Below are 18,050 nucleotides of genomic sequence, written 5' to 3'. Positions count from 1 at the left end.
AATTGTGGGTAGTTCAGACTTTTTAGTCAGCCTATATAATCATTCTTATTTCTTCTCTATAGTCAGAACAAACTGGCGCAAATAGACCTGCTGTTCTTCATCACTCACATTCGTGAAGCGGACAAACTTCACAGGAGCTTTCTGCAAACCGGCCGACAATCTGCTTTCTTTCTGCTTCAGATCCACCGTTTTCCATTCCTTGCCGTCCGTAGAGATTTCAAGGCGTCCCCATGTACAAGGAGCATCCTTACCAAAGTTTATCTGAATATTCTCTCCCGGATAGATAGCATCCAGTTCTATTTCAACACTGTTTCCAGCCGCCCATTTCACAACTTCATTGGCAGGAGAAATGAGTACACGGTTCGCTTTCACCTGCAACGGCAGGTTCTTGATCTGCTCCACATTACTGATCATCTTATGCGGCATATAATCGGTAGTGGCATCCAGATGAGCATTAAACTTTTGATTGAAGAATTTCACAACTGTGGCAAAAGTCCGGTCAATTAATGGTTTTATCACTCGCGTAGCTGTCTTTACTCCCGGTTGATAAGGATTCTGATTACTCGTCTGATCGATATAGAACATCTGTTGCTGCAAAGCCTTCACATGATTGTATTTCCGCAGAAAATAAGATTCATTCCGGCCTTCTACCATCTTCAGCACTTCTTCTCCCATTTCAGCCGTCAGTTTAAACTGATGCACCCAAGGAGTGATTTCCACAATCAACGGTTTGTTCTCCGTATTCATCAACAGGATATCGGCGGATTCTTTCATACGTTCGAACGTATATTGAAGAGTCTCGAAATCTGCCTTATCGTAATTTTTGCCTTCTTTGAACGCTTTCAGGAAACGTTCGGCAGCCGGTTGGATATCCATAGATTCTTCGCGGCGGTATCCATGTCCGTTAGGTCCCAAGTCGGAATTGTGCATTGCAAAGCATTCAAGTTCTTCCGCTGCACTTGGCAGAATGGTACGGATCGCATCCTTCCACGTCTGCCATGTATCATACTTGGCAGGATTCCAGGCATAACTTGCCACACTATAAATCGCTATCTTTGACGATTCGGCATGTTCCATCGGATTGGTTACAAAGCCCGACATCTCTTTGGCAATCGTAGTATCGTTGCCATACACAGGACCGAGAAGCAGATGATCGCGCACATAATCGGACACCGGGAAGTTCCACCAGATATAAGCCGGACGCTTGATTCGTTCGTTAATCCATGAAATGCCGTCACGGGTAATATCGGAAATGACACGGTCTCCCGTCCACATGATCTGAATGGAAGGATTGAGTTTATCGCCCAGCGTAGTCAGATAATTGCCATTAGGGTTCGACCAGCTTTTATTATATTCCGTAGGGCACATCACCAGTTGGTTTATATCCGGTTTTACCTGTGCGAATTTCTCATCAATGTAGTTCAGTAGTTCCGCTTGTTTCTGCGGATTAGTACCTTCACCGGAGATATCATCAAAGAATACGGCGAACGAACGGACACCGAGCTGATACATCTTCTCAAATTTAGCGAGCAGAAGATCACGATCTTCCTTATTCCATTTGATATCCTGTCCCGGATGGATCGCCCATACAAAGTCAACTTCATTTTCGTTGGCTACCGCCACCAATTCCTGCAACTGGGCAGCTTCTTTGTCGGGATAAGGCAAACGCCAGTTGGGAGCACTATGATACGGATCATCTTTCGGACCGTATATATAAGTGTTCATCTTGTTTTTACCGTAAAACTTCAGTTGGCTGAGGCGTGCCTGATGGCTCCAGGGAGTTCCGTAAAACCCTTCTACCACTCCCCGATACCGTACAGAAGGGTAATCTTTGATTTCTACTTCGGGCAGCTTTCCGTCTTTCAGCAATTGCGCAAAAGTTTGCAGAGCGTAATAAGTACCTCGTTCGTCGTTTCCGGCCAGTACGATTTCCTTCTCATTCACAGACAGGTAATAGCCTTCTTTGTGGTCAGGAATCTGGCGGCTATATTTACGCACACTCTTGTCACCTTTCTCACCAATAGAAATAAGCATCCCTTTCTTGCTGCTTTGCTTACCGGAAAGCAGTTCTTTCAGTACCTTTACAGCATGCGGATTGGCTTCTTCCCCGCCATTCAGCTGATAGACAGCAGGCAGATCGATGGTCTTGTTTTGAACAATGAGTTGTTGAGGAGGAGGTTGCAGACTAACATTCTGCGCAAAGGTAGTAACAGCACACAGGAGGCAGGCTCCCAACAGATAAATCTTGTTGTTTTTCATAAGTTGTAATAATGGGGGTTAGTTATCATGACTTATATCATGGTGCAAAGAAACACTAATTTATCAAATTAAGCAAATTTATGAGGAACCTAGATCAAACAAATCAAAAAGAGCAAACAAAATAATCATAAAGACATACTTTTCTGATTTATTATTTCTATCTTCGTCCGCTGTTATACTTTTTATTTAAATACCCCCAATTACCATGAAAATCAAACATTTTCTACCCCTGCTATTGCTACTCGGTAGCAATGAGATGCTTACAGCACAAGAAATCGCTCTCACCCCACAACCGGCTCACCTTACCGTAAAAGACGGCCGCTTTGAGTTTGGCAACCAACTTAAAGCCAAAGTCACTCCTTATCAGGGAGACAGCATCCGTATGGTCTTTGAATCATTCAAAAAGGAATTGCAAGAAGCAACCGGCATCAAGGTTTCATCTACTCAAAAAGAAGCTAAAGCAAGGATTATCTTAGATTTGAATCCACAACTTCCCGCTGAAGCTTATAAGCTGAACGTCTCGAAAAAACAAGTCCGGATCGAAGCCTCCCGTCCGGCAGGTTTCTATTATGCGCTACAAACGCTAAAGCAACTGATGCCCCGCAACGTAATGGCAGGCGTAGCAACGTCCGACCATTCACAATGGAGTCTCCCATCTGTCGAGATTGAAGATGCTCCCCGTTTCGAATGGAGAGGTTTTATGCTGGACGAAGGCAGACATTTCTTCGGTAAAGATGAGATAAAACGAGTGATCGACATGATGGCCATCTACAAAATGAATCGTTTCCACTGGCATCTGACAGAAGATCAAGGCTGGAGAATCGAAATAAAGAAATACCCCAAACTGACGGAGACAGGCGCATGGAGAAACAGCAAAGTACTTGCATACGGTGACGTGAAACCAGACGGTGAGCGTTATGGCGGCTTTTATACTCAGAAAGATATCAAAGAAATCGTAGCGTATGCAAAGAAGAAATTTATAGAAATCATTCCCGAAATAGACATTCCGGGACATTCACAGGCAGCCGTTGCAGCTTATCCGGAGTTCTTGGCGTGCGACCCAAGGGATAAACATGAAGTATGGCTACAACAAGGGATTTCTACTGATGTAATCAACGTAGCCAACCCGAAAGCGATGCAGTTTGCCAAAGAGGTAATTGATGAACTCACTGAATTGTTTCCATTCAATTATATTCATTTAGGCGGTGACGAATGCCCCACAAGGAAATGGCAAAAGAATGACGAATGCAAGAAGCTGCTGAGTGAAATAGGTTCTTCCAACTTCAGAGACTTGCAGATTTATTTCTACAAACAACTAAAAGATTACATTGCCACCAAACCTGCCGATCAACAACGCCAACTTATATTCTGGAACGAAGTGCTTCACGGAAATACCAGTATCCTTGGCAATGACATCACCATTATGGCATGGATCGGAGCTAATGCCGCCGCAAAACAGGCTGCCAAGCAAGGAATGAACACCATACTGAGCCCGCAAATACCTTATTATATCAACAGAAAACAGTCGAAACTTCCCACGGAACCGATGTCGCAGGGACATGGAACGGAAACTGTGGAGGCCGTTTATAACTATCAGCCGCTTAAAGACGTGGATGCTGCCTTGCAACCTTATTATAAAGGTGTACAAGCCAACTTTTGGACCGAATGGGTGACCGAACCTTCCGTTCTCGAATACCTGATGTTGCCACGTCTTGCCGCCGTTGCCGAAGCCGGATGGACACCACAAGAAAAAAGGAATTATGAAGACTTTAAAGAAAGGATTCGTAAGGATGCAGAGCTATACGACCTCAAAGGATGGAATTATGGCAAACATATCATGAAATAAGCAAACGCTTTCATTTGACTGCCGATAACTGGGGAGTGACTAAAAAGTCGGTAGTATCTCAATTCTCCTCCTTCGGGAAGGAGGAGTACCCGCAGGGGGAGGTGGTAGGTGAATACGCAGTCCACTTATTCACTGCAAATTATAGACAACCCTATTTTACCTACCACCCCGGCTTTCAGCCACCCCTCCTTCCCGAAGGGAAGGGGAGATACTATTGTCTTTTTAGTCAATCCCCTTCCGTCTTTTTCAGACCATCTCAGTTCTTTCACTTTTTATTTTGTGCCACACGATTATTATTCGCCTGTGGCTTCACCACTACCCCATTTCCATTCTTCGTACATTTAATACATTCCTTTCGTAATGTGCCCTCCTTCAGATTGAAAATAAGATTCGGATTAAAATGCTGACCGTTAATGCGGGTTTCAAAATGCACATGCTCCGTAGTAGCACGGCCGGTACGTCCGGTCAGTCCGATAGGTTGTCCGGCTTTCACCGTATCTCCGCTCTGTACCAAATTCTTGAAGTTATGACTGTAAATCGTTTCCAGCCCGTTCGCATGACGGACTACAACCAAATTTCCGTAAGCATAATATGGCTTCGACATACGTACGACTCCATCAAAAGCAGCACGAATCGTATCTTTGGCACACGTCTTTATATCTGCTCCCGAATGTCCTCCGCGAGTTCCGTAAGCGGAAATAACTTTGGCTCCCGGTAAGGGAAAAGCATATTCATGCTCTTGCAAAGAATCCAAATGCAGATATATATGATTGCTTTTCGCAAAAAGTCCGGGAGTAGCAACCCGTACATGATTCACCTCCATAGAAGAAAAAGAGGATTTACTTTGCGCATAAGCAAGAGTTGGTAAAAGCAGGACTGTCAATAAAATAAGTATGTTCTTCATGTATTCCTTTATTATTCAAAATAGATAAGCTCGCCGCCATCCGATCCGGCATAATCCCTCAGTAAGGATTGAATCATTTCAGCAGCTTCCTTTAATCCCTCTTTTCCGTTATACCCGTTGACTATCGCGAGAATATGAGTAGTCCCGACATCCATCTTCGTACGTTCGTGGTCGCTTGTCGGTGTCCCGATTCCTCCAAAAGAATCTCTGTACACCGGCAATCCTTCAATGTTCAAAATGCCCCGGCCGATACCTTCGAAAGGTTCTTCCGCTTTGCCAATGCCAAGTTCAAGATGGTTACCCTGTATCTTATCCGCATCGAAGCCACCGATAGAATGTCCGGTACGGAGAGAAACCAGATTGATAAGGTCAACCAAAGTATCAATCTGATACAAAGGGATGCCACGCATCAGGCGACGGCGCAGCGCTTCTGCCGACGGACGGTAACGCCCCGGATCTTTGCCACAACGCTTATAAGCCTCACGGGTAGCAGCAATCACAGGTTGCAACTTAATGTCTGCCATTTGGGTGGTAGTAGTCAAGTCTTCTGTGAAAGTATTTATTTCTTTCCAAAGTCCATCGCAGTAAGCAGTATTCTTCACTGCTGCATATACGGCTGCTCCGGCAAAAACCGGACAGGCATTCTTTATTTCCTGAGATACTTTTATTTCAAACATACTTTTATTCAAGTTTATATCAACTTACGTTCAAGTCTATTCCAACCTATGCGCTTATTTATGTCAATCTATGTTCAAAGCTATTATTTATGAATCATGATCCCCGACAGAATCCGTCCGGACTTAATGCCCAAACGCCTTGCCGAGAAAAACTCGTCGTGATGAATATACGTACATATCCGGGCAAGCTCCACCTGTTCGGACGGCACACCGAAAGCAAGGATTTGCATCCGGTTCGCTTCCCACAAGTCGATATGATGTTTTCCGGTTTCCTCTTTCCTGATAGAAATACGGGGCATATCAAAACCATTCTTCTGAAATGCTTCGTACACTTCCTCACCCACTTCAAAAGAAGCCAATGAGATACTCGGACCGATACAGGCCACCACATCTTCTCCACTTGTGCCAAACTCTTTTTCCATCCGCAACAAAGTATCACGTACGATGTACGCTACCGTCCCTCTCCATCCGGCATGAATGGCGGCTATGGCGCCATGTTTCTTATCATATACCAGCACAGGCACACAATCTGCAGTAGAAATGCAAAGGCAATATCCCGGCTCGCGGGTAATCAAAGCGTCCACTCCGTGCAGCATCTCCTGTCGTTGTTGAGACGAAGCCGATAAATAAGCATCCCCGATCAGCAGACAATTCGTCTCATGAGTCTGCACAGGAATCACCAGTTCTTCGGGTATCTGCGACATTCCTTCCATCAGAAGCGTCTGATTCCGCCGGACCTTTTCCGCCTCGTCTCCACTGTAAGGCGTACAGTTGAATGACGCATAATTTCCTTCGCTGCACCCTCCCTGCCGGGTAGTTACAAAATGAGAAATGTTGGAGTATGAGCTTAACGACTCATACCCCAACATTCTTTTATCTCTTGTGATTGAAATCATTTTTCCTCCCAATCCTCTTCTTCGTATTCATAGTCGAGATCATCGTCTTCGTCGTCAGCGTCTTCCTCATATTCATAGTCGAGTTCTTCATCCTCGCCCATGTCCTTGAGTTCCTGCTGCAAACGGGTCACGTCTTTCGGACGGTGAACAATGTCTTCTATCTTATTACTTTCCTTGTTCAGTTCCTCCCACAGAATGTCTTTCAACACTGAGATTCCCAAACCGGAAACAGAAGAAATGAATATATGCGGAACACCCTCGGGCAATGTCGGTTCAATCTCGTCCATCAGCTCCTGATCGAGCATATCGCTCTTCGTGATAGCCAGCACACGTTGTTTGTCCAGCATTTCGGGATTGAACGTACGCAACTCATTCAGCAATACTTCATACTCCTTGCGGATATCATCGCTATCCGCCGGAACCATGAACAACAGCAACGAGTTACGCTCGATATGACGCAGAAACCGCAGTCCCAATCCTTTTCCCTGACTGGCTCCCTCGATGATGCCCGGTATGTCCGCCATCACGAATGACTTTCCATCGCGATAGGAAACAATTCCCAGATTCGGTTCGAGTGTCGTAAACGGGTAATCGGCAATCTTCGGTTTCGCAGCCGAAATGGCAGAAAGTAACGTAGACTTTCCCGCATTCGGGAAACCTACCAGTCCTACATCTGCCAACAGCTTCAGCTCCATGATCACCGTCATTTCCTGCATCGGTTCGCCCGGCTGCGCAAAGCGCGGAGCCTGACGGGTAGCCGTCTTGAAATGACTGTTGCCCTGACCGCCACGACCGCCTTTCAGCAAGATCACTTCCTGTCCGTCGTCCGTCACATCGCAAAGGTATTCTCCGGTTTCGGCGTTATACACTACCGTTCCGCAGGGTACTTCGATCACTTTATCCGCACCGTCTTTTCCAAAACTACGGTTCTTGCTGCCCGATTCGCCATGACCTGCCATCGCATGACGGTCATACTTCAAGTGAAGCAATGTCCAGTAATTACGGTTACCGCGCAAGATAATATGGCCTCCTCTTCCACCATCGCCCCCATCGGGACCTCCGTTAGGACAATATTTCTCGCGCCTCATGTGCGTAGAGCCTCTTCCGCCCTTGCCTGAGCGACAGTATATCTTTACGTAATCAACAAAATTCGATTCAGCCATATTTTTTATTTATTATAATTTGTCTACCGCTTCGCAGATATCAGCGAAGATACCATCCATAGTACCCAGACCGTTGATGTGCTGGTATTTCTTTTCGTTCTTGTACCAGTCGATCAGCGGAGATGTCTGTGAATGATATACATGCAGACGTTTTTTGATTGTTTCTTCGTTGTCGTCAGCACGACCGGAGTCTTTGCCACGTTTGATCAGACGTACCATCAGTTCTTCTTCCGGAACTTCGAGATCCAACATTACAGAAACATCCTGTCCTCTTTCCGCCAACATTTTCTTTAATGCTTCCGCCTGTGCAATTGTTCTTGGGAAACCGTCGAAAATTACACCTTTACTGTCTTTGAAGCTATCGAATACGCTTGCCAGAATATCAATCATCAATTCATCCGGAATCAACTGACCCTGGTCGATGTAACCTTTAGCAGTTTTGCCCAGCTCCGTGCCGTTCTTGATTTCTGCACGCAATACATCTCCTGTCGAGATGTGGTTGATTCCATACTTTTCTACAATACGTTCGCTCTGCGTTCCTTTTCCTGAACCCGGAGCACCGAAAATTACAATGTTCAACATCTTTTTAACCTATAAATTAATTTGTATTTGAATTTAATCTACTACAGTATAAATATCGGGATAATTGCGTCCGAAACCATCATAATCCAATCCGTAGCCAACGATAAAATCGTTCGGGATTTCCATCGCTACGTATTCTATGTTCAGATTGACCTTCAGCTTTTCCGGTTTCACCAGCAAAGAGGCGATATGAATCGCTTCGGGATTGCGTGTGCCCAGTGTATCCAGCAGACGCTGCATCGTCAGTCCGGTATCTACAATATCTTCCACGATCACTACCGTACGTCCGGCAATGTCTTCATTCAGCCCGATCACTTCTTTAATTACTCCGGTGGAAGTCACCCCCTGATAAGATGCCAACTTCACGAATGAAATTTCGCACGGAATCGTGATATGCTTCAGCAAGTCGGCGGTAAACATGAACGAGCCGTTCAACACACTGAGGAAGAGCGGATTCTTACCTGCCAAATCACGATTGATTTCGTTCGCTACGCGAATCACTTCTTTTTGAATATCCTGTTCCTTAATGGAAACAGTAAATTGCTTGTCTTTTATCTGTATGGTATCCATAACCGGTCATTTTAAAAAAGTTGTCGCAAAAATACAATTTTTTATTCTACCCCGTGCATCATCTTCTGTAATTTCTTCGAGAGAAGGAACAGAATCAGTGAGGCAACACCGGACATAATGACGAACAGCATGAAGAAGTCGTACATGGTAGCAATCTGATAACCAAGGATTGATTTCACTTTTCCGTCTTCGGGATAGAGACCGCTCAACATACCTGCAAATTTATTTGCGGTGGCAGTAGAAAGATACCAAATCCCCATCATCAAGGAGGCGAAACGTAACGGACTCAACTTATTAACCATAGAAAGCCCGATAGGTGACAGAGCGATTTCTCCCATTGTATGAATAAAGTAAAGTCCTGTCAGCCAGATCATGCTCACCTTTACTCCCGGAATAGCATCTTTCACTCCAAAACAGATGAAGAGATAACCAAGAGAAAGCAACAACAGACCGATTGCCTGCTTGGTAGGGGAAGCCGGTTCCATGTTTCGCTTATTCAGAAAGCCCCATATACCGGGCATAATATAGGCAAGGATCACCACGAAAAGCGGATTGAATGACTGGAACCACGAAGCCGGCATCTCCCAACCAAAAATGCTGCGGTCAGTCTGTTCGGAAGCGAATAATGTCAGAGAAGCTCCTGCCTGCTCGTAAGCTGCCCAGAAGAAAATGACGAAGAAAGCTACGATATAGATTACGAAAATACGGCTGCGTTCTACTTTGGTCAATGAACCATCCAGCAGAATGAGCACTGGAAAGACAATACAAGCCGTAAAGATGCCCACACTAATCCAGTCATCGCTAAAGGCATAACTAAAAAAGGCTATTAAAGCAACTGTAAGAGCAGTAATGATGATGATATTACGTACTTTGGTACGTTTGTCCATCTTCGGATGTGAAATATGTTCGGCTTTATCTTCCTTTTTTTCACGTCTGGCGTCGGGGACGATACCAATCGGTTCACCGGAAGGAGAGAAAAGGTATTTATTCTTCTGAGTTTCAAAGAGGACAACAGTGAACAGCGTCATGATTCCAGATGCGAGGAATCCCCATTTAAAGTCCTGCGGATTCCCTGTGTCTCCCAAGAAACCGCAAATCAAAGGAGCAGCGAAAGAACCGACATTAACACCCATATAGAAAATGGTGTATGCAGCATCCAACCGTTTATCCCCCGGTTCATATAATTGCCCGACAAGCGAAGAAACGGTAGGCTTAAAGCAACCGTTACCTAAAATCATAAATCCGAGTCCGCCATACATCAGCCAGTGGGCAAGGTTTGTATTGTTTAGTGAAGAGGCACTCATAAACATCAGGAACTGACCGACTGCCATCATCACCGCTCCCCAAAACACCGAACGACGGATGCCCCAATATTTATCGGCAATGTATCCGCCGATCAACGGAGTCAGATAGACCAGTCCGGTATAGCTACCGTAGATAGAGGCTGCCGCTTCTTTATCAAAAAGCAATGCCTGCGTCAGAAAGAGGATAAAGATGGCACGCATACCGTAGTAACTGAAACGTTCTGCCGTGCTCGTTGCGAAAATTAGGTAAAGGCCTTTCGGATGCCCTTTCAATGAACTCATGAAATTATGTGTTTAGTAGTTTATGGGGTGCAAAGGTACTAAAAAGTAGATTAAATGCCTCAAAAAAGAAGATTCTTATGGAATAGAAAAATACAGGATGGCATGCAAGAAGTCTCAGTTACCCACCTTATTAAGTTTTCAACAGTGTAAATAATCAAGTGGATATTCTCCTTAAATGTGGGTCAGTCGCCATTTATCCAAAAGTAAATTCAACATTCTCAATACTGGCATAGAGCATTCCTTCTTTTTTTCTAAGCAGGATTTTGTTTTCCCTTGCCAACCAGCCGATAGCAATCGCTACATCCTCGAACGTCAAACCTAACTCATGGCACAAAGTGAACATAGACTGTTCGCCCTTTTCATTTAAGATGCGCCATACTTTCCCGGCATTTGAGCCAATTCTTTTCTTTTCCATCATGCAAACTTTAGAAGATTAAACAATTTATATTTATAATCTAAACATTGTGAGCACAGGAGAATAACGTAAAGCACATTACTGCACTACAAAGATATCATTTTTTTCGAAAAAAGCAAATAATCAAGACATTAGCTGCTATTATTAGTTACATTCTAATCATTTATGCCGATCTCTGCTAAAAAATAGCACAAATAAAGAAACAGTTCAATTCTTTTTCATAAGTTTGCAGACGAGAACTAAACTAATATCATACATTTAAAACTTTAACTAGCATGACTACCAAAAAACTAACAGGAATACTTTCGTTATTTCTTTGTATTATTTGCCTCGTAAGCTGTAATGACAATGATGACAACTTTTCTCCAATCACTCTGGAATATGAAGATCCTCAAATTAAGTTCGACAACGAGAGCCGTTCTTACACACTGACTCCGTTCAGCAAAGAAACGACACCACTCTTTATCAAGGGTGGAGACGGAACTTACAAAGTGACCAATGAGAATGAGAAAGTGGTACAAGTAAACTACCACAACGGAAGTTTAACATTGAAGGCAAAGGAAATAGGACGCGCATCCATCAAGATAGAAGACAGCTCGAATAATATGTATATACTGTCTGTCGTTGTAAAATATCGTACTCTTACTCATAAGGCGTTTACAGCAAAAGTCATTGTGAAGGGAGACGAGCTTACATCTGAAGAACACATTGAATTAATGAACAAAGTGGGCAATTCATATCCGATTAATAAATATGTATTTACTTTTATGAATGCGGAAGACAGCAAAGGAACAGTAGATTTGTATTATTCAGATAATAACATGAAAACAGGCAACTTTGAAAAAGAACATATAGTGCTGAATGAAGAAAACGCCATTCCCATCAAAGGTGAATACAAATTGCGTGAGTATTACCGAATAACAATTAAGGAAGATAATGGCAAAGTTATTGATACTTTCTATATTACCAAGAACTTTCTGCAGTTCCTGGATACAAGAATGAATGCTCATCCGTTAATTCAGTACTGTTTTGTCAGAGATTTAACCGCACAGTACAAACAAGATTACCTTGCGCTGGAAAATGCATATCTGATTCAAATAGCAGAATGAGAACTACACTAATCTTCTTCTTTAGCAGAGTGAATAGAGTATTTATTATATGAGCAAACTCCCCATTAGATTTAGCAAAAAACAATAAGCTATTAGCTAATTGGAATATGCCCATAGCATATTTATCACAATCACCTCTTCCACCCTTTTCCTGAACCTTCGATGAATAAGGCGATTGCGGGTGAAAGAGGTGAACCGGAGGAATATACAGTAGTAGAAACACGCATGGGAAGGTTAACAAACAGCCATGAATGTTCTCCGGAGAGAGTAAAAGTAAATGAGATAACAATGCTTGTTATACTGCGTTACAAGCATTGAAAGCCATCATAACAAGCATTGATATCTACCATAACAACCATTAATATCTGACTTCTCAACTATTAATAACTAACACATCAACTATTAATACCTGACAACTCAAGTATTAATACCTGAAGTTCCTTCCCAAAAAGCCGAAAACCAACCGGAATAAAGGATTAATTCAGAGTTTTTGTGTAAGTTTGTGCGTCGAAAACTAAAAGAATATCGCAATGAAAATATTTCCAAGCAGCAGCATTAAGAAGTTAGATGCCTATACCATTGAACATGAACCGATTGCATCCATAGATTTAATGGAGCGTGCCGCACAGGCGCTGACTAAAGCCATCACCAACAGATGGAATCCGGAAACACCTGTCACCATCTTTGCCGGACCGGGCAATAATGGCGGAGACGCCCTCGCCGTCGCCCGTATGATGGCAGAAAAAGGATACAAGATCGAAGTATATCTCTTCAACACGAAAGGCGAACTTTCGCCCGACTGTCAGACCAACAAAGAACTGGTAGAGATGATGGAAGAAGTAACTTTCCATGAAATAAGCACCCAGTTCGTCCCCCCCACACTGACATCGGAGCATCTCGTGATTGACGGATTATTCGGTTCCGGACTCAACAAACCATTGAGCGGAGGATTCGCTGCCGTCGTGAAATATATCAATGCCTCTCCCGCCATGGTAGTCTCCATCGACATTCCTTCCGGACTGATGGGAGAAGAAAATACATTCAATGTAAAAAGCAATATTATCCGTGCGGACGTCACTTTCAGCCTGCAACTTCCTAAACTGGCCTTCCTCTTCGCCGAAAACACAGAATTTGTTGGCGAATGGGAGTTATTGGACATCCAGCTGAGCGAAGAAGGAATCGAAGAGACTGAAACAAACTACGAAATGCTGGAAATCGAAGAAATCCGTTCGCTGATCAAACCACGCCAGCAATTCGCCCATAAAGGAAACTTCGGACATGCCCTGTTGATAGCCGGTTCGAAAGGAATGGCAGGTGCATCGGTACTGGCCGCCCGTGCCTGTCTGCGCTCGGGAGTAGGTCTGCTGACCGTACACGCGCCGTTATGCAACAACGATATTCTGCAAACGTCCGCCCCCGAAGCCATGGTAGAAACAGATGCCAGCGAAACTTGCTTTGCCGTACCTACCGATACGGATGATTATCAAGCTGTCGGCATCGGTCCGGGACTCGGTCGCAGCGAAGAAACGGAAGCTGCCTTGATAGAACAACTGGAACATTGCCAAACTCCGACGGTACTGGATGCCGACGCACTCAATATTCTGGCCAATCACCGGCATACGCTTACCCATCTGCCGAAAGGTTCCATCCTCACCCCTCACCCGAAAGAGCTGGAACGCCTGGTCGGCAAATGTCAGGACTCATACGAACGACTCATGAAAGCCTGCGAACTAGCTCACACTGCCAAAGTACATATCATTCTGAAGGGAGCTTATTCCGCCATTATCACCCCCGAAGGCAAATGTTACTTCAACCAGACCGGTAATCCCGGTATGGCAACAGGAGGCAGCGGAGATGTACTGACAGGAGTAATCCTTGCACTCCTTGCGCAAGGCTATCCTGCCGAAGATGCCGCAAAGATCGGTACTTACATTCACGGATTGGCCGGAGACATCGCCCAGAAAAAGCAGGGCATGATCGGATTAATCGCAAGTGATATCGTGACCTGTCTGCCGACGGCATGGCGACTTGTAAGCGAATAAAAGTTAAGAACTTACGGTTTATTCAATAACTTCATTAACTTTGTTTTTCAAAATCAGCTAAAAAGAACCGAATATGAAAAAGTTAATCATAGCAACAGGACTACTAATGGCAACTTCCGCCTATGCGCAGACCGAAGTGTTGACAGGAGTGACGCGAGGAAAAGACTACGGAGTAGTGTACGCCCTCCCCAAAACCCAGATAGAAATAGAAATAAAAGCAAACAAAGTCAACTATAAGCCGGGTGAATTCAGCAAATATGCCGACCGCTACCTGAGACTAACCAACGTCTCTGCCGAACCCGAAGAATACTGGGAATTGAACAGCGTCAAGGTGAAGCCTGTAGGTGTACCAAACAGCGAAGCCACTTATTTCGTCAAACTGAAAGACAAAACCGTAGCTCCTCTTATGGAACTGACTGAAGAGGGTCTTATCAAATCTATCAACGTCCCCTACAGTAGTAACAATGCAAAGAATGCAGCAAACAATACCGTTGTCCCCCAACGAAAAGCCAATCCCCGCGACTTCCTCACAGAAGAAATTCTGATGGCAAGTTCTACCGCCAAGATGGCCGAACTGGTAGCAAAGGAAATCTATAATATCCGCGAAAGTAAAAACGCATTATTACGCGGACAAGCAGATAATATGCCATCGGACGGCGCACAGCTCAAAATCATGCTCGACAACCTGAATCTTCAGGAAGAGGCTATGACCGAAATGTTCTCGGGAGTCCGCGATAAAGAAGAAAAGACATTTACTGTCCGCCTCACTCCGGATAAAGAGTTCGACAATGAGGTAGCTTTCCGCTTTTCAAAGAAGCTGGGTATAGTTGCCAACAACGATTTGGCAGGCACTCCATTCTACATCAGTCTGAAAGACCTGAAAACGGTGAAGATTCCGCAAGAGGACGGAAAAAAGAAGAAAGAGATGGAAGGCATTGCTTATAACGTACCGGGACAGGCAATGGTGACGCTGACGGACGGCAAAAAGAAATTGTATGAAGGAGAAATACCTGTTACTCAGTTCGGTATCATAGAATACCTTGCTCCGGTATTATTCAACAAGAACTCGACCATCAAAGTTTACTTTGATCCGGTGACCGGTGGACTACTGAAAGTAGATAGAGAAGAAAGCAAATAAAACCTCTAAAAAAACAAAACGATGGGTGGCGAAGGACATATGCTCGACATGATACGTCGGCTGAAAGACGGCAAAGAAGCCTCCCGCTTACGCCGTGAACGGAGAAATGACAAGTTAGGGCGACTTAGAAGAAACAACGACCCTTATCTTCTGCCGGATACGACTCCGGAAGAGATGGAACGCATCATCAAGGATTCGGAAAAGAAAAAAGAAAAAGATAACAGCTATTTCGTATGGGGAACGCTCATCATTATGGGCGTACTGATAGGATGTGCTGTCCTCCTGTGGGCAATCTTTTTTTAATGGATAATGGAAAATTGATAATGGATAATGAACGTATGGGATAATATTCCAGCTGCTCAACCTCATTATCCATTTTCCATTATCAATTATCCATTAATCAATTATCCATTTAATAAATCCGTCTTTCTGTAATTGGGAAAGATAGGTAGATACACGAGACTCGTAGCCTGCTTCATGCTGAAAGTGGTCTGCGAGTTTTTCTATAATCTCACGAACCGTCCGCTGGCCGTCTATCAGGTTCCATACGGCCGTACCGTGTTCTTCCAGACGCACATGAATATCTTTGGACATTCCTTTCGGCAATAAATAACGACTCATCCACGAACGTTTAAAACGAGGGAAGGAGAGCACAATAGTCTCCCCTTCCTGTTCAGCTTTAATATGTTCGTTACGACAAGGGATCACCTCCAGGAGGTTTATTTTCTCTTTCGTAGCCATATCTTTTCTCTTTTATATCTTTTCAGATAGAATATATACTGTGATTATTTCTGAATATTTGCTTCTTCCAGTCCGTAGCCTTTCTTCTTGTTTTCCACTTTCAGCATCAAGGCAACAATCAGGGCAAGTACACCGAACATAGCAAAAATAGCCATCGGCAAAGTATAATCATAAGTCTGTGCACCATCTACAACCGGACCTTTGCAATAAGAATTCAACACCCATCCGATCAGCAAAGGCACGCCCATCAATCCCCAGTTCTGTACCCAAAAGATCAACGCATAAGCCGTTCCCAACTGTTTCTCCGGAATAATCTTCGGAACCGAAGGCCACATTGCCGAAGGAACCAATGAGAAAGCAAATCCCAGAATAATCATGATCACCGTTGCAAACCACCATATATTCAGAATAGGAAGAGCGAACATCGTGTGTACGAAAATCAGCATCACCGACCCGATCACCATCAGCGTGGCTCCCTTACCGATACGGTCATATAATGAACCGAACAACGGTGTCAGGATGATCGCGCCAATCGGCAGCAATCCGGGAATCGTTCCCGCAAGTTTCGGATCAACATTGTACTTCTGTACCATCAAATCGGCCGCATACTTGATGAAGGGGAATACAGCCGAATAGAACAATACGCACAGTAATGCGATCAGCCAGAATCCTTTGTTGGTAATGATATAGACAATGTCTTTCATGCGGAAAGGTTCTTCCGGTTCCAGTCCTTCCGCATCCAGTGAAGCATCCAGTTTCTTATCGTAGAAAGTATAGATGAAGAATGCGATGGTACCTACGCACAACATGACGAGACAGAACAGAATAGGAGCGGGAATATTGGTATGGAATACGCCGCTCTCATCCGTAGACCCGAAGAAGTCTGCCAAAGGAACGGTAAGCACCATGGCCAAAGTCGTTCCAATACGCGCGGTCGCCATTTCCAGTCCCATAGCGAGAGCCATCTCTTTGCCTTTAAACCACTTCACGATAATCTTCGAAACGGTGATACCCGCAATTTCGACTCCTACACCGAAAATAGCATAACCCAATGCAGCCAATGTGACTTGCATCTTGAATCCGAAAAGCATCGCACCTTCCGGGAAAGTAGTAGTAATAGCATAATATTTCAATCCACAACCGAACACCATCAATAAACAGGCACCCATTCCGGTGAAGCGTACTCCCATCTTATCCAGAATGATACCACCAAAGATGAGCATCAGCAGGAATACATTAAACCAGCCATAAGCACTGGTGAAAAAACCGTAATCTAAACTGTCCCAGAGAAGTTCTTTTTCAAGCATGGGTTTCAGAGGAGACATAACGTCTGTGAGGAAGTAGCCGCACAACATGGTAAAAGCGACTAATGCTAGAACACTCCAACGCAGCACTGCGGAGTCATTCAGCTTTTGTTTCAATTGTTCTGTCATTGTAATATTTAAAAGGAGTTAATAATCTCGTAACGGGCAACAAAGTTAACTAATTATCATTTGTTTTACTAAAAAAGGAGAACATTTTATAAGAAAAAGGACATCTGACCGGATATTCCTGTATGAAGAAGAGCAGACCGGGCCCAATAATAAAGACAGGCGCGAACTACACGTATTACACGATTCTATTAGAATCTCTTGTAATTCGCGTAATTCGCGCCTATAATGAAGAGAACGGGTCAAAAAGCCCGTTCACTCAATAAGTTTAAACCGAATATCCTGTCACTGAATTATTCTGCTGCAGGAGCAGGAGTTTCAGTAGCCGAAGCTTCCGTTGCTGGTGCAGACTCTGCAGGAGCAGTAGCATCTGTCTGAGGAGCAGCAGTACCGGTAGGCATATTATACGGGTTGGTTTGTTGTTCTTTCTGTGCTTGTTCCAACAATACATCTTTAGCCGCAGAAGAAGAAGGAACAACGTAAGCAGTAGCAACGCTCATCACAACCATGAAGATAGCCAGACCCCAAGTTGCTTTTTCCAGAAAATCTGTAGTCTTGCGCACGCCCATGATAGCGTTTGATGAAGAAAAACCAGAAGCAAGTCCGCCTCCTTTTGAATTCTGAATCAGCACGATGAAGCACATCAGCAAGGCTGCAATCACCATTAAGATAATGAATAATAAGTACATTTT

17 protein-coding genes are annotated in these 18,050 nt (G+C 44.1%); 5 read left to right on the top strand and 12 right to left on the bottom strand.

The genetic code is table 11. From position 1 onward, the window contains the following. Positions 1-45: 45 nt before the first annotated feature. Positions 46-2,259, bottom strand: a complete 2,214-nt coding sequence (locus tag KTR07_RS02645) for a beta-N-acetylglucosaminidase (RefSeq protein WP_011109237.1) — start codon at positions 2,257-2,259, stop codon at positions 46-48. A gap of 205 nt (positions 2,260-2,464) precedes the next feature. Here KTR07_RS02645 and KTR07_RS02640 point away from each other — a divergent pair, with 205 nt between their 5' ends. Next, the gene (locus tag KTR07_RS02640) at positions 2,465-4,105 is read left to right on the top strand and encodes a beta-N-acetylhexosaminidase (RefSeq protein WP_011109236.1); all 1,641 of its coding nucleotides are present in this window, start codon (positions 2,465-2,467) and stop codon (positions 4,103-4,105) included. 265 nt (positions 4,106-4,370) lie between these two features. Here KTR07_RS02640 and KTR07_RS02635 read toward each other — a convergent pair whose 3' ends face one another. The 8 genes from KTR07_RS02635 to KTR07_RS02600 form a co-directional block, all read right to left on the bottom strand. Next, positions 4,371-5,009 carry a M23 family metallopeptidase gene (locus tag KTR07_RS02635; RefSeq protein WP_008760060.1) on the bottom strand — a complete coding sequence of 213 codons (639 nt, stop codon included), beginning with the start codon at positions 5,007-5,009 and terminating at the stop codon, positions 4,371-4,373. A gap of 11 nt (positions 5,010-5,020) precedes the next feature. Next, positions 5,021-5,686 carry a B3/4 domain-containing protein gene (locus tag KTR07_RS02630; protein ID WP_008760059.1) on the bottom strand — a complete coding sequence of 222 codons (666 nt, stop codon included), beginning with the start codon at positions 5,684-5,686 and terminating at the stop codon, positions 5,021-5,023. 83 nt (positions 5,687-5,769) lie between these two features. Further along, positions 5,770-6,582 carry a peptidoglycan editing factor PgeF gene (pgeF, locus tag KTR07_RS02625; protein WP_117981144.1) on the bottom strand — a complete coding sequence of 271 codons (813 nt, stop codon included), beginning with the start codon at positions 6,580-6,582 and terminating at the stop codon, positions 5,770-5,772. Further along, positions 6,579-7,745: a GTPase ObgE gene (obgE, locus tag KTR07_RS02620; protein WP_011109231.1), complete on the bottom strand. Its 1,167-nt coding sequence runs from the start codon at positions 7,743-7,745 to the stop codon at positions 6,579-6,581. The genes pgeF and obgE overlap by 4 nt, the downstream gene beginning before the upstream one ends. 12 nt (positions 7,746-7,757) lie before the next feature. Then, positions 7,758-8,327, bottom strand: a complete 570-nt coding sequence (locus tag KTR07_RS02615; RefSeq protein ID WP_117981143.1) for an adenylate kinase — start codon at positions 8,325-8,327, stop codon at positions 7,758-7,760. Positions 8,328-8,360: 33 nt separating this feature from the next. Further along, positions 8,361-8,897, bottom strand: coding sequence for a hypoxanthine phosphoribosyltransferase (hpt, locus tag KTR07_RS02610; protein ID WP_008760055.1), 537 nt, complete (start codon positions 8,895-8,897; stop codon positions 8,361-8,363). Between the two features lie 41 nt (positions 8,898-8,938). Then, positions 8,939-10,483 (bottom strand): peptide MFS transporter, encoded by a 1,545-nt coding sequence (locus KTR07_RS02605; protein WP_117981142.1) that lies wholly within the window; start codon positions 10,481-10,483, stop codon positions 8,939-8,941. Positions 10,484-10,676: 193 nt separating this feature from the next. Further along, a complete protein-coding gene (locus tag KTR07_RS02600) occupies positions 10,677-10,901 on the bottom strand; it encodes a winged helix-turn-helix domain-containing protein (protein WP_008760053.1) in 225 nt (74 codons plus the stop codon). A gap of 272 nt (positions 10,902-11,173) precedes the next feature. Here KTR07_RS02600 and KTR07_RS02595 point away from each other — a divergent pair, with 272 nt between their 5' ends. From KTR07_RS02595 to KTR07_RS02580, 4 genes are all read left to right on the top strand, one after another. Next, positions 11,174-12,007, top strand: a complete 834-nt coding sequence (locus tag KTR07_RS02595; RefSeq protein WP_117981141.1) for a hypothetical protein — start codon at positions 11,174-11,176, stop codon at positions 12,005-12,007. Between the two features lie 530 nt (positions 12,008-12,537). After that, positions 12,538-14,049: an NAD(P)H-hydrate dehydratase gene (locus KTR07_RS02590; RefSeq protein WP_117981140.1), complete on the top strand. Its 1,512-nt coding sequence runs from the start codon at positions 12,538-12,540 to the stop codon at positions 14,047-14,049. Positions 14,050-14,122: 73 nt separating this feature from the next. Continuing rightward, positions 14,123-15,187, top strand: a complete 1,065-nt coding sequence (locus KTR07_RS02585) for a DUF4831 family protein (RefSeq protein ID WP_117981139.1) — start codon at positions 14,123-14,125, stop codon at positions 15,185-15,187. 21 nt (positions 15,188-15,208) lie between these two features. Next, complete coding sequence (locus KTR07_RS02580) at positions 15,209-15,490, top strand: hypothetical protein (RefSeq protein ID WP_008764541.1); 282 nt, start codon at positions 15,209-15,211, stop codon at positions 15,488-15,490. Positions 15,491-15,583: 93 nt separating this feature from the next. Here the strand turns inward: KTR07_RS02580 and KTR07_RS02575 are convergent, their stop codons facing one another. From KTR07_RS02575 to secG, 3 genes are all read right to left on the bottom strand, one after another. Beyond that, positions 15,584-15,928, bottom strand: a complete 345-nt coding sequence (locus tag KTR07_RS02575; protein WP_008764539.1) for a PqqD family protein — start codon at positions 15,926-15,928, stop codon at positions 15,584-15,586. A 44-nt stretch (positions 15,929-15,972) separates the two neighbouring features. After that, positions 15,973-17,361 (bottom strand): MFS transporter, encoded by a 1,389-nt coding sequence (locus KTR07_RS02570; RefSeq protein ID WP_011109228.1) that lies wholly within the window; start codon positions 17,359-17,361, stop codon positions 15,973-15,975. Positions 17,362-17,651: 290 nt separating this feature from the next. Continuing rightward, positions 17,652-18,047 (bottom strand): preprotein translocase subunit SecG, encoded by a 396-nt coding sequence (secG, locus tag KTR07_RS02565; protein ID WP_048696816.1) that lies wholly within the window; start codon positions 18,045-18,047, stop codon positions 17,652-17,654. Positions 18,048-18,050: the final 3 nt, after the last annotated feature.

It is taken from the genome of Bacteroides sp. MSK.20.82, from assembly GCF_019052485.1.
Classification (GTDB): domain Bacteria; phylum Bacteroidota; class Bacteroidia; order Bacteroidales; family Bacteroidaceae; genus Bacteroides; species Bacteroides thetaiotaomicron.
The sequence above is the reverse complement of the archived record's forward strand: the minus strand, read 5'-3'. Positions and strand labels throughout refer to the sequence as shown.

What these genes read in the sequence shown, in the direction of transcription:
- KTR07_RS02645 (WP_011109237.1), bottom strand. Translation starts at nt 2,259, where the DNA reads ATGAAAAACAACAAGATTTATCTGTTGGGAGCCTGCCTCCTGTGTGCT.
- KTR07_RS02640 (WP_011109236.1), top strand. Translation starts at nt 2,465, where the DNA reads ATGAAAATCAAACATTTTCTACCCCTGCTATTGCTACTCGGTAGCAAT.
- KTR07_RS02635 (WP_008760060.1), bottom strand. Translation starts at nt 5,009, where the DNA reads ATGAAGAACATACTTATTTTATTGACAGTCCTGCTTTTACCAACTCTT.
- KTR07_RS02630 (WP_008760059.1), bottom strand. Translation starts at nt 5,686, where the DNA reads ATGTTTGAAATAAAAGTATCTCAGGAAATAAAGAATGCCTGTCCGGTT.
- pgeF (WP_117981144.1), bottom strand. Translation starts at nt 6,582, where the DNA reads ATGATTTCAATCACAAGAGATAAAAGAATGTTGGGGTATGAGTCGTTA.
- obgE (WP_011109231.1), bottom strand. Translation starts at nt 7,745, where the DNA reads ATGGCTGAATCGAATTTTGTTGATTACGTAAAGATATACTGTCGCTCA.
- KTR07_RS02615 (WP_117981143.1), bottom strand. Translation starts at nt 8,327, where the DNA reads ATGTTGAACATTGTAATTTTCGGTGCTCCGGGTTCAGGAAAAGGAACG.
- hpt (WP_008760055.1), bottom strand. Translation starts at nt 8,897, where the DNA reads ATGGATACCATACAGATAAAAGACAAGCAATTTACTGTTTCCATTAAG.
- KTR07_RS02605 (WP_117981142.1), bottom strand. Translation starts at nt 10,483, where the DNA reads ATGAGTTCATTGAAAGGGCATCCGAAAGGCCTTTACCTAATTTTCGCA.
- KTR07_RS02600 (WP_008760053.1), bottom strand. Translation starts at nt 10,901, where the DNA reads ATGATGGAAAAGAAAAGAATTGGCTCAAATGCCGGGAAAGTATGGCGC.
- KTR07_RS02595 (WP_117981141.1), top strand. Translation starts at nt 11,174, where the DNA reads ATGACTACCAAAAAACTAACAGGAATACTTTCGTTATTTCTTTGTATT.
- KTR07_RS02590 (WP_117981140.1), top strand. Translation starts at nt 12,538, where the DNA reads ATGAAAATATTTCCAAGCAGCAGCATTAAGAAGTTAGATGCCTATACC.
- KTR07_RS02585 (WP_117981139.1), top strand. Translation starts at nt 14,123, where the DNA reads ATGAAAAAGTTAATCATAGCAACAGGACTACTAATGGCAACTTCCGCC.
- KTR07_RS02580 (WP_008764541.1), top strand. Translation starts at nt 15,209, where the DNA reads ATGGGTGGCGAAGGACATATGCTCGACATGATACGTCGGCTGAAAGAC.
- KTR07_RS02575 (WP_008764539.1), bottom strand. Translation starts at nt 15,928, where the DNA reads ATGGCTACGAAAGAGAAAATAAACCTCCTGGAGGTGATCCCTTGTCGT.
- KTR07_RS02570 (WP_011109228.1), bottom strand. Translation starts at nt 17,361, where the DNA reads ATGACAGAACAATTGAAACAAAAGCTGAATGACTCCGCAGTGCTGCGT.
- secG (WP_048696816.1), bottom strand. Translation starts at nt 18,047, where the DNA reads ATGTACTTATTATTCATTATCTTAATGGTGATTGCAGCCTTGCTGATG.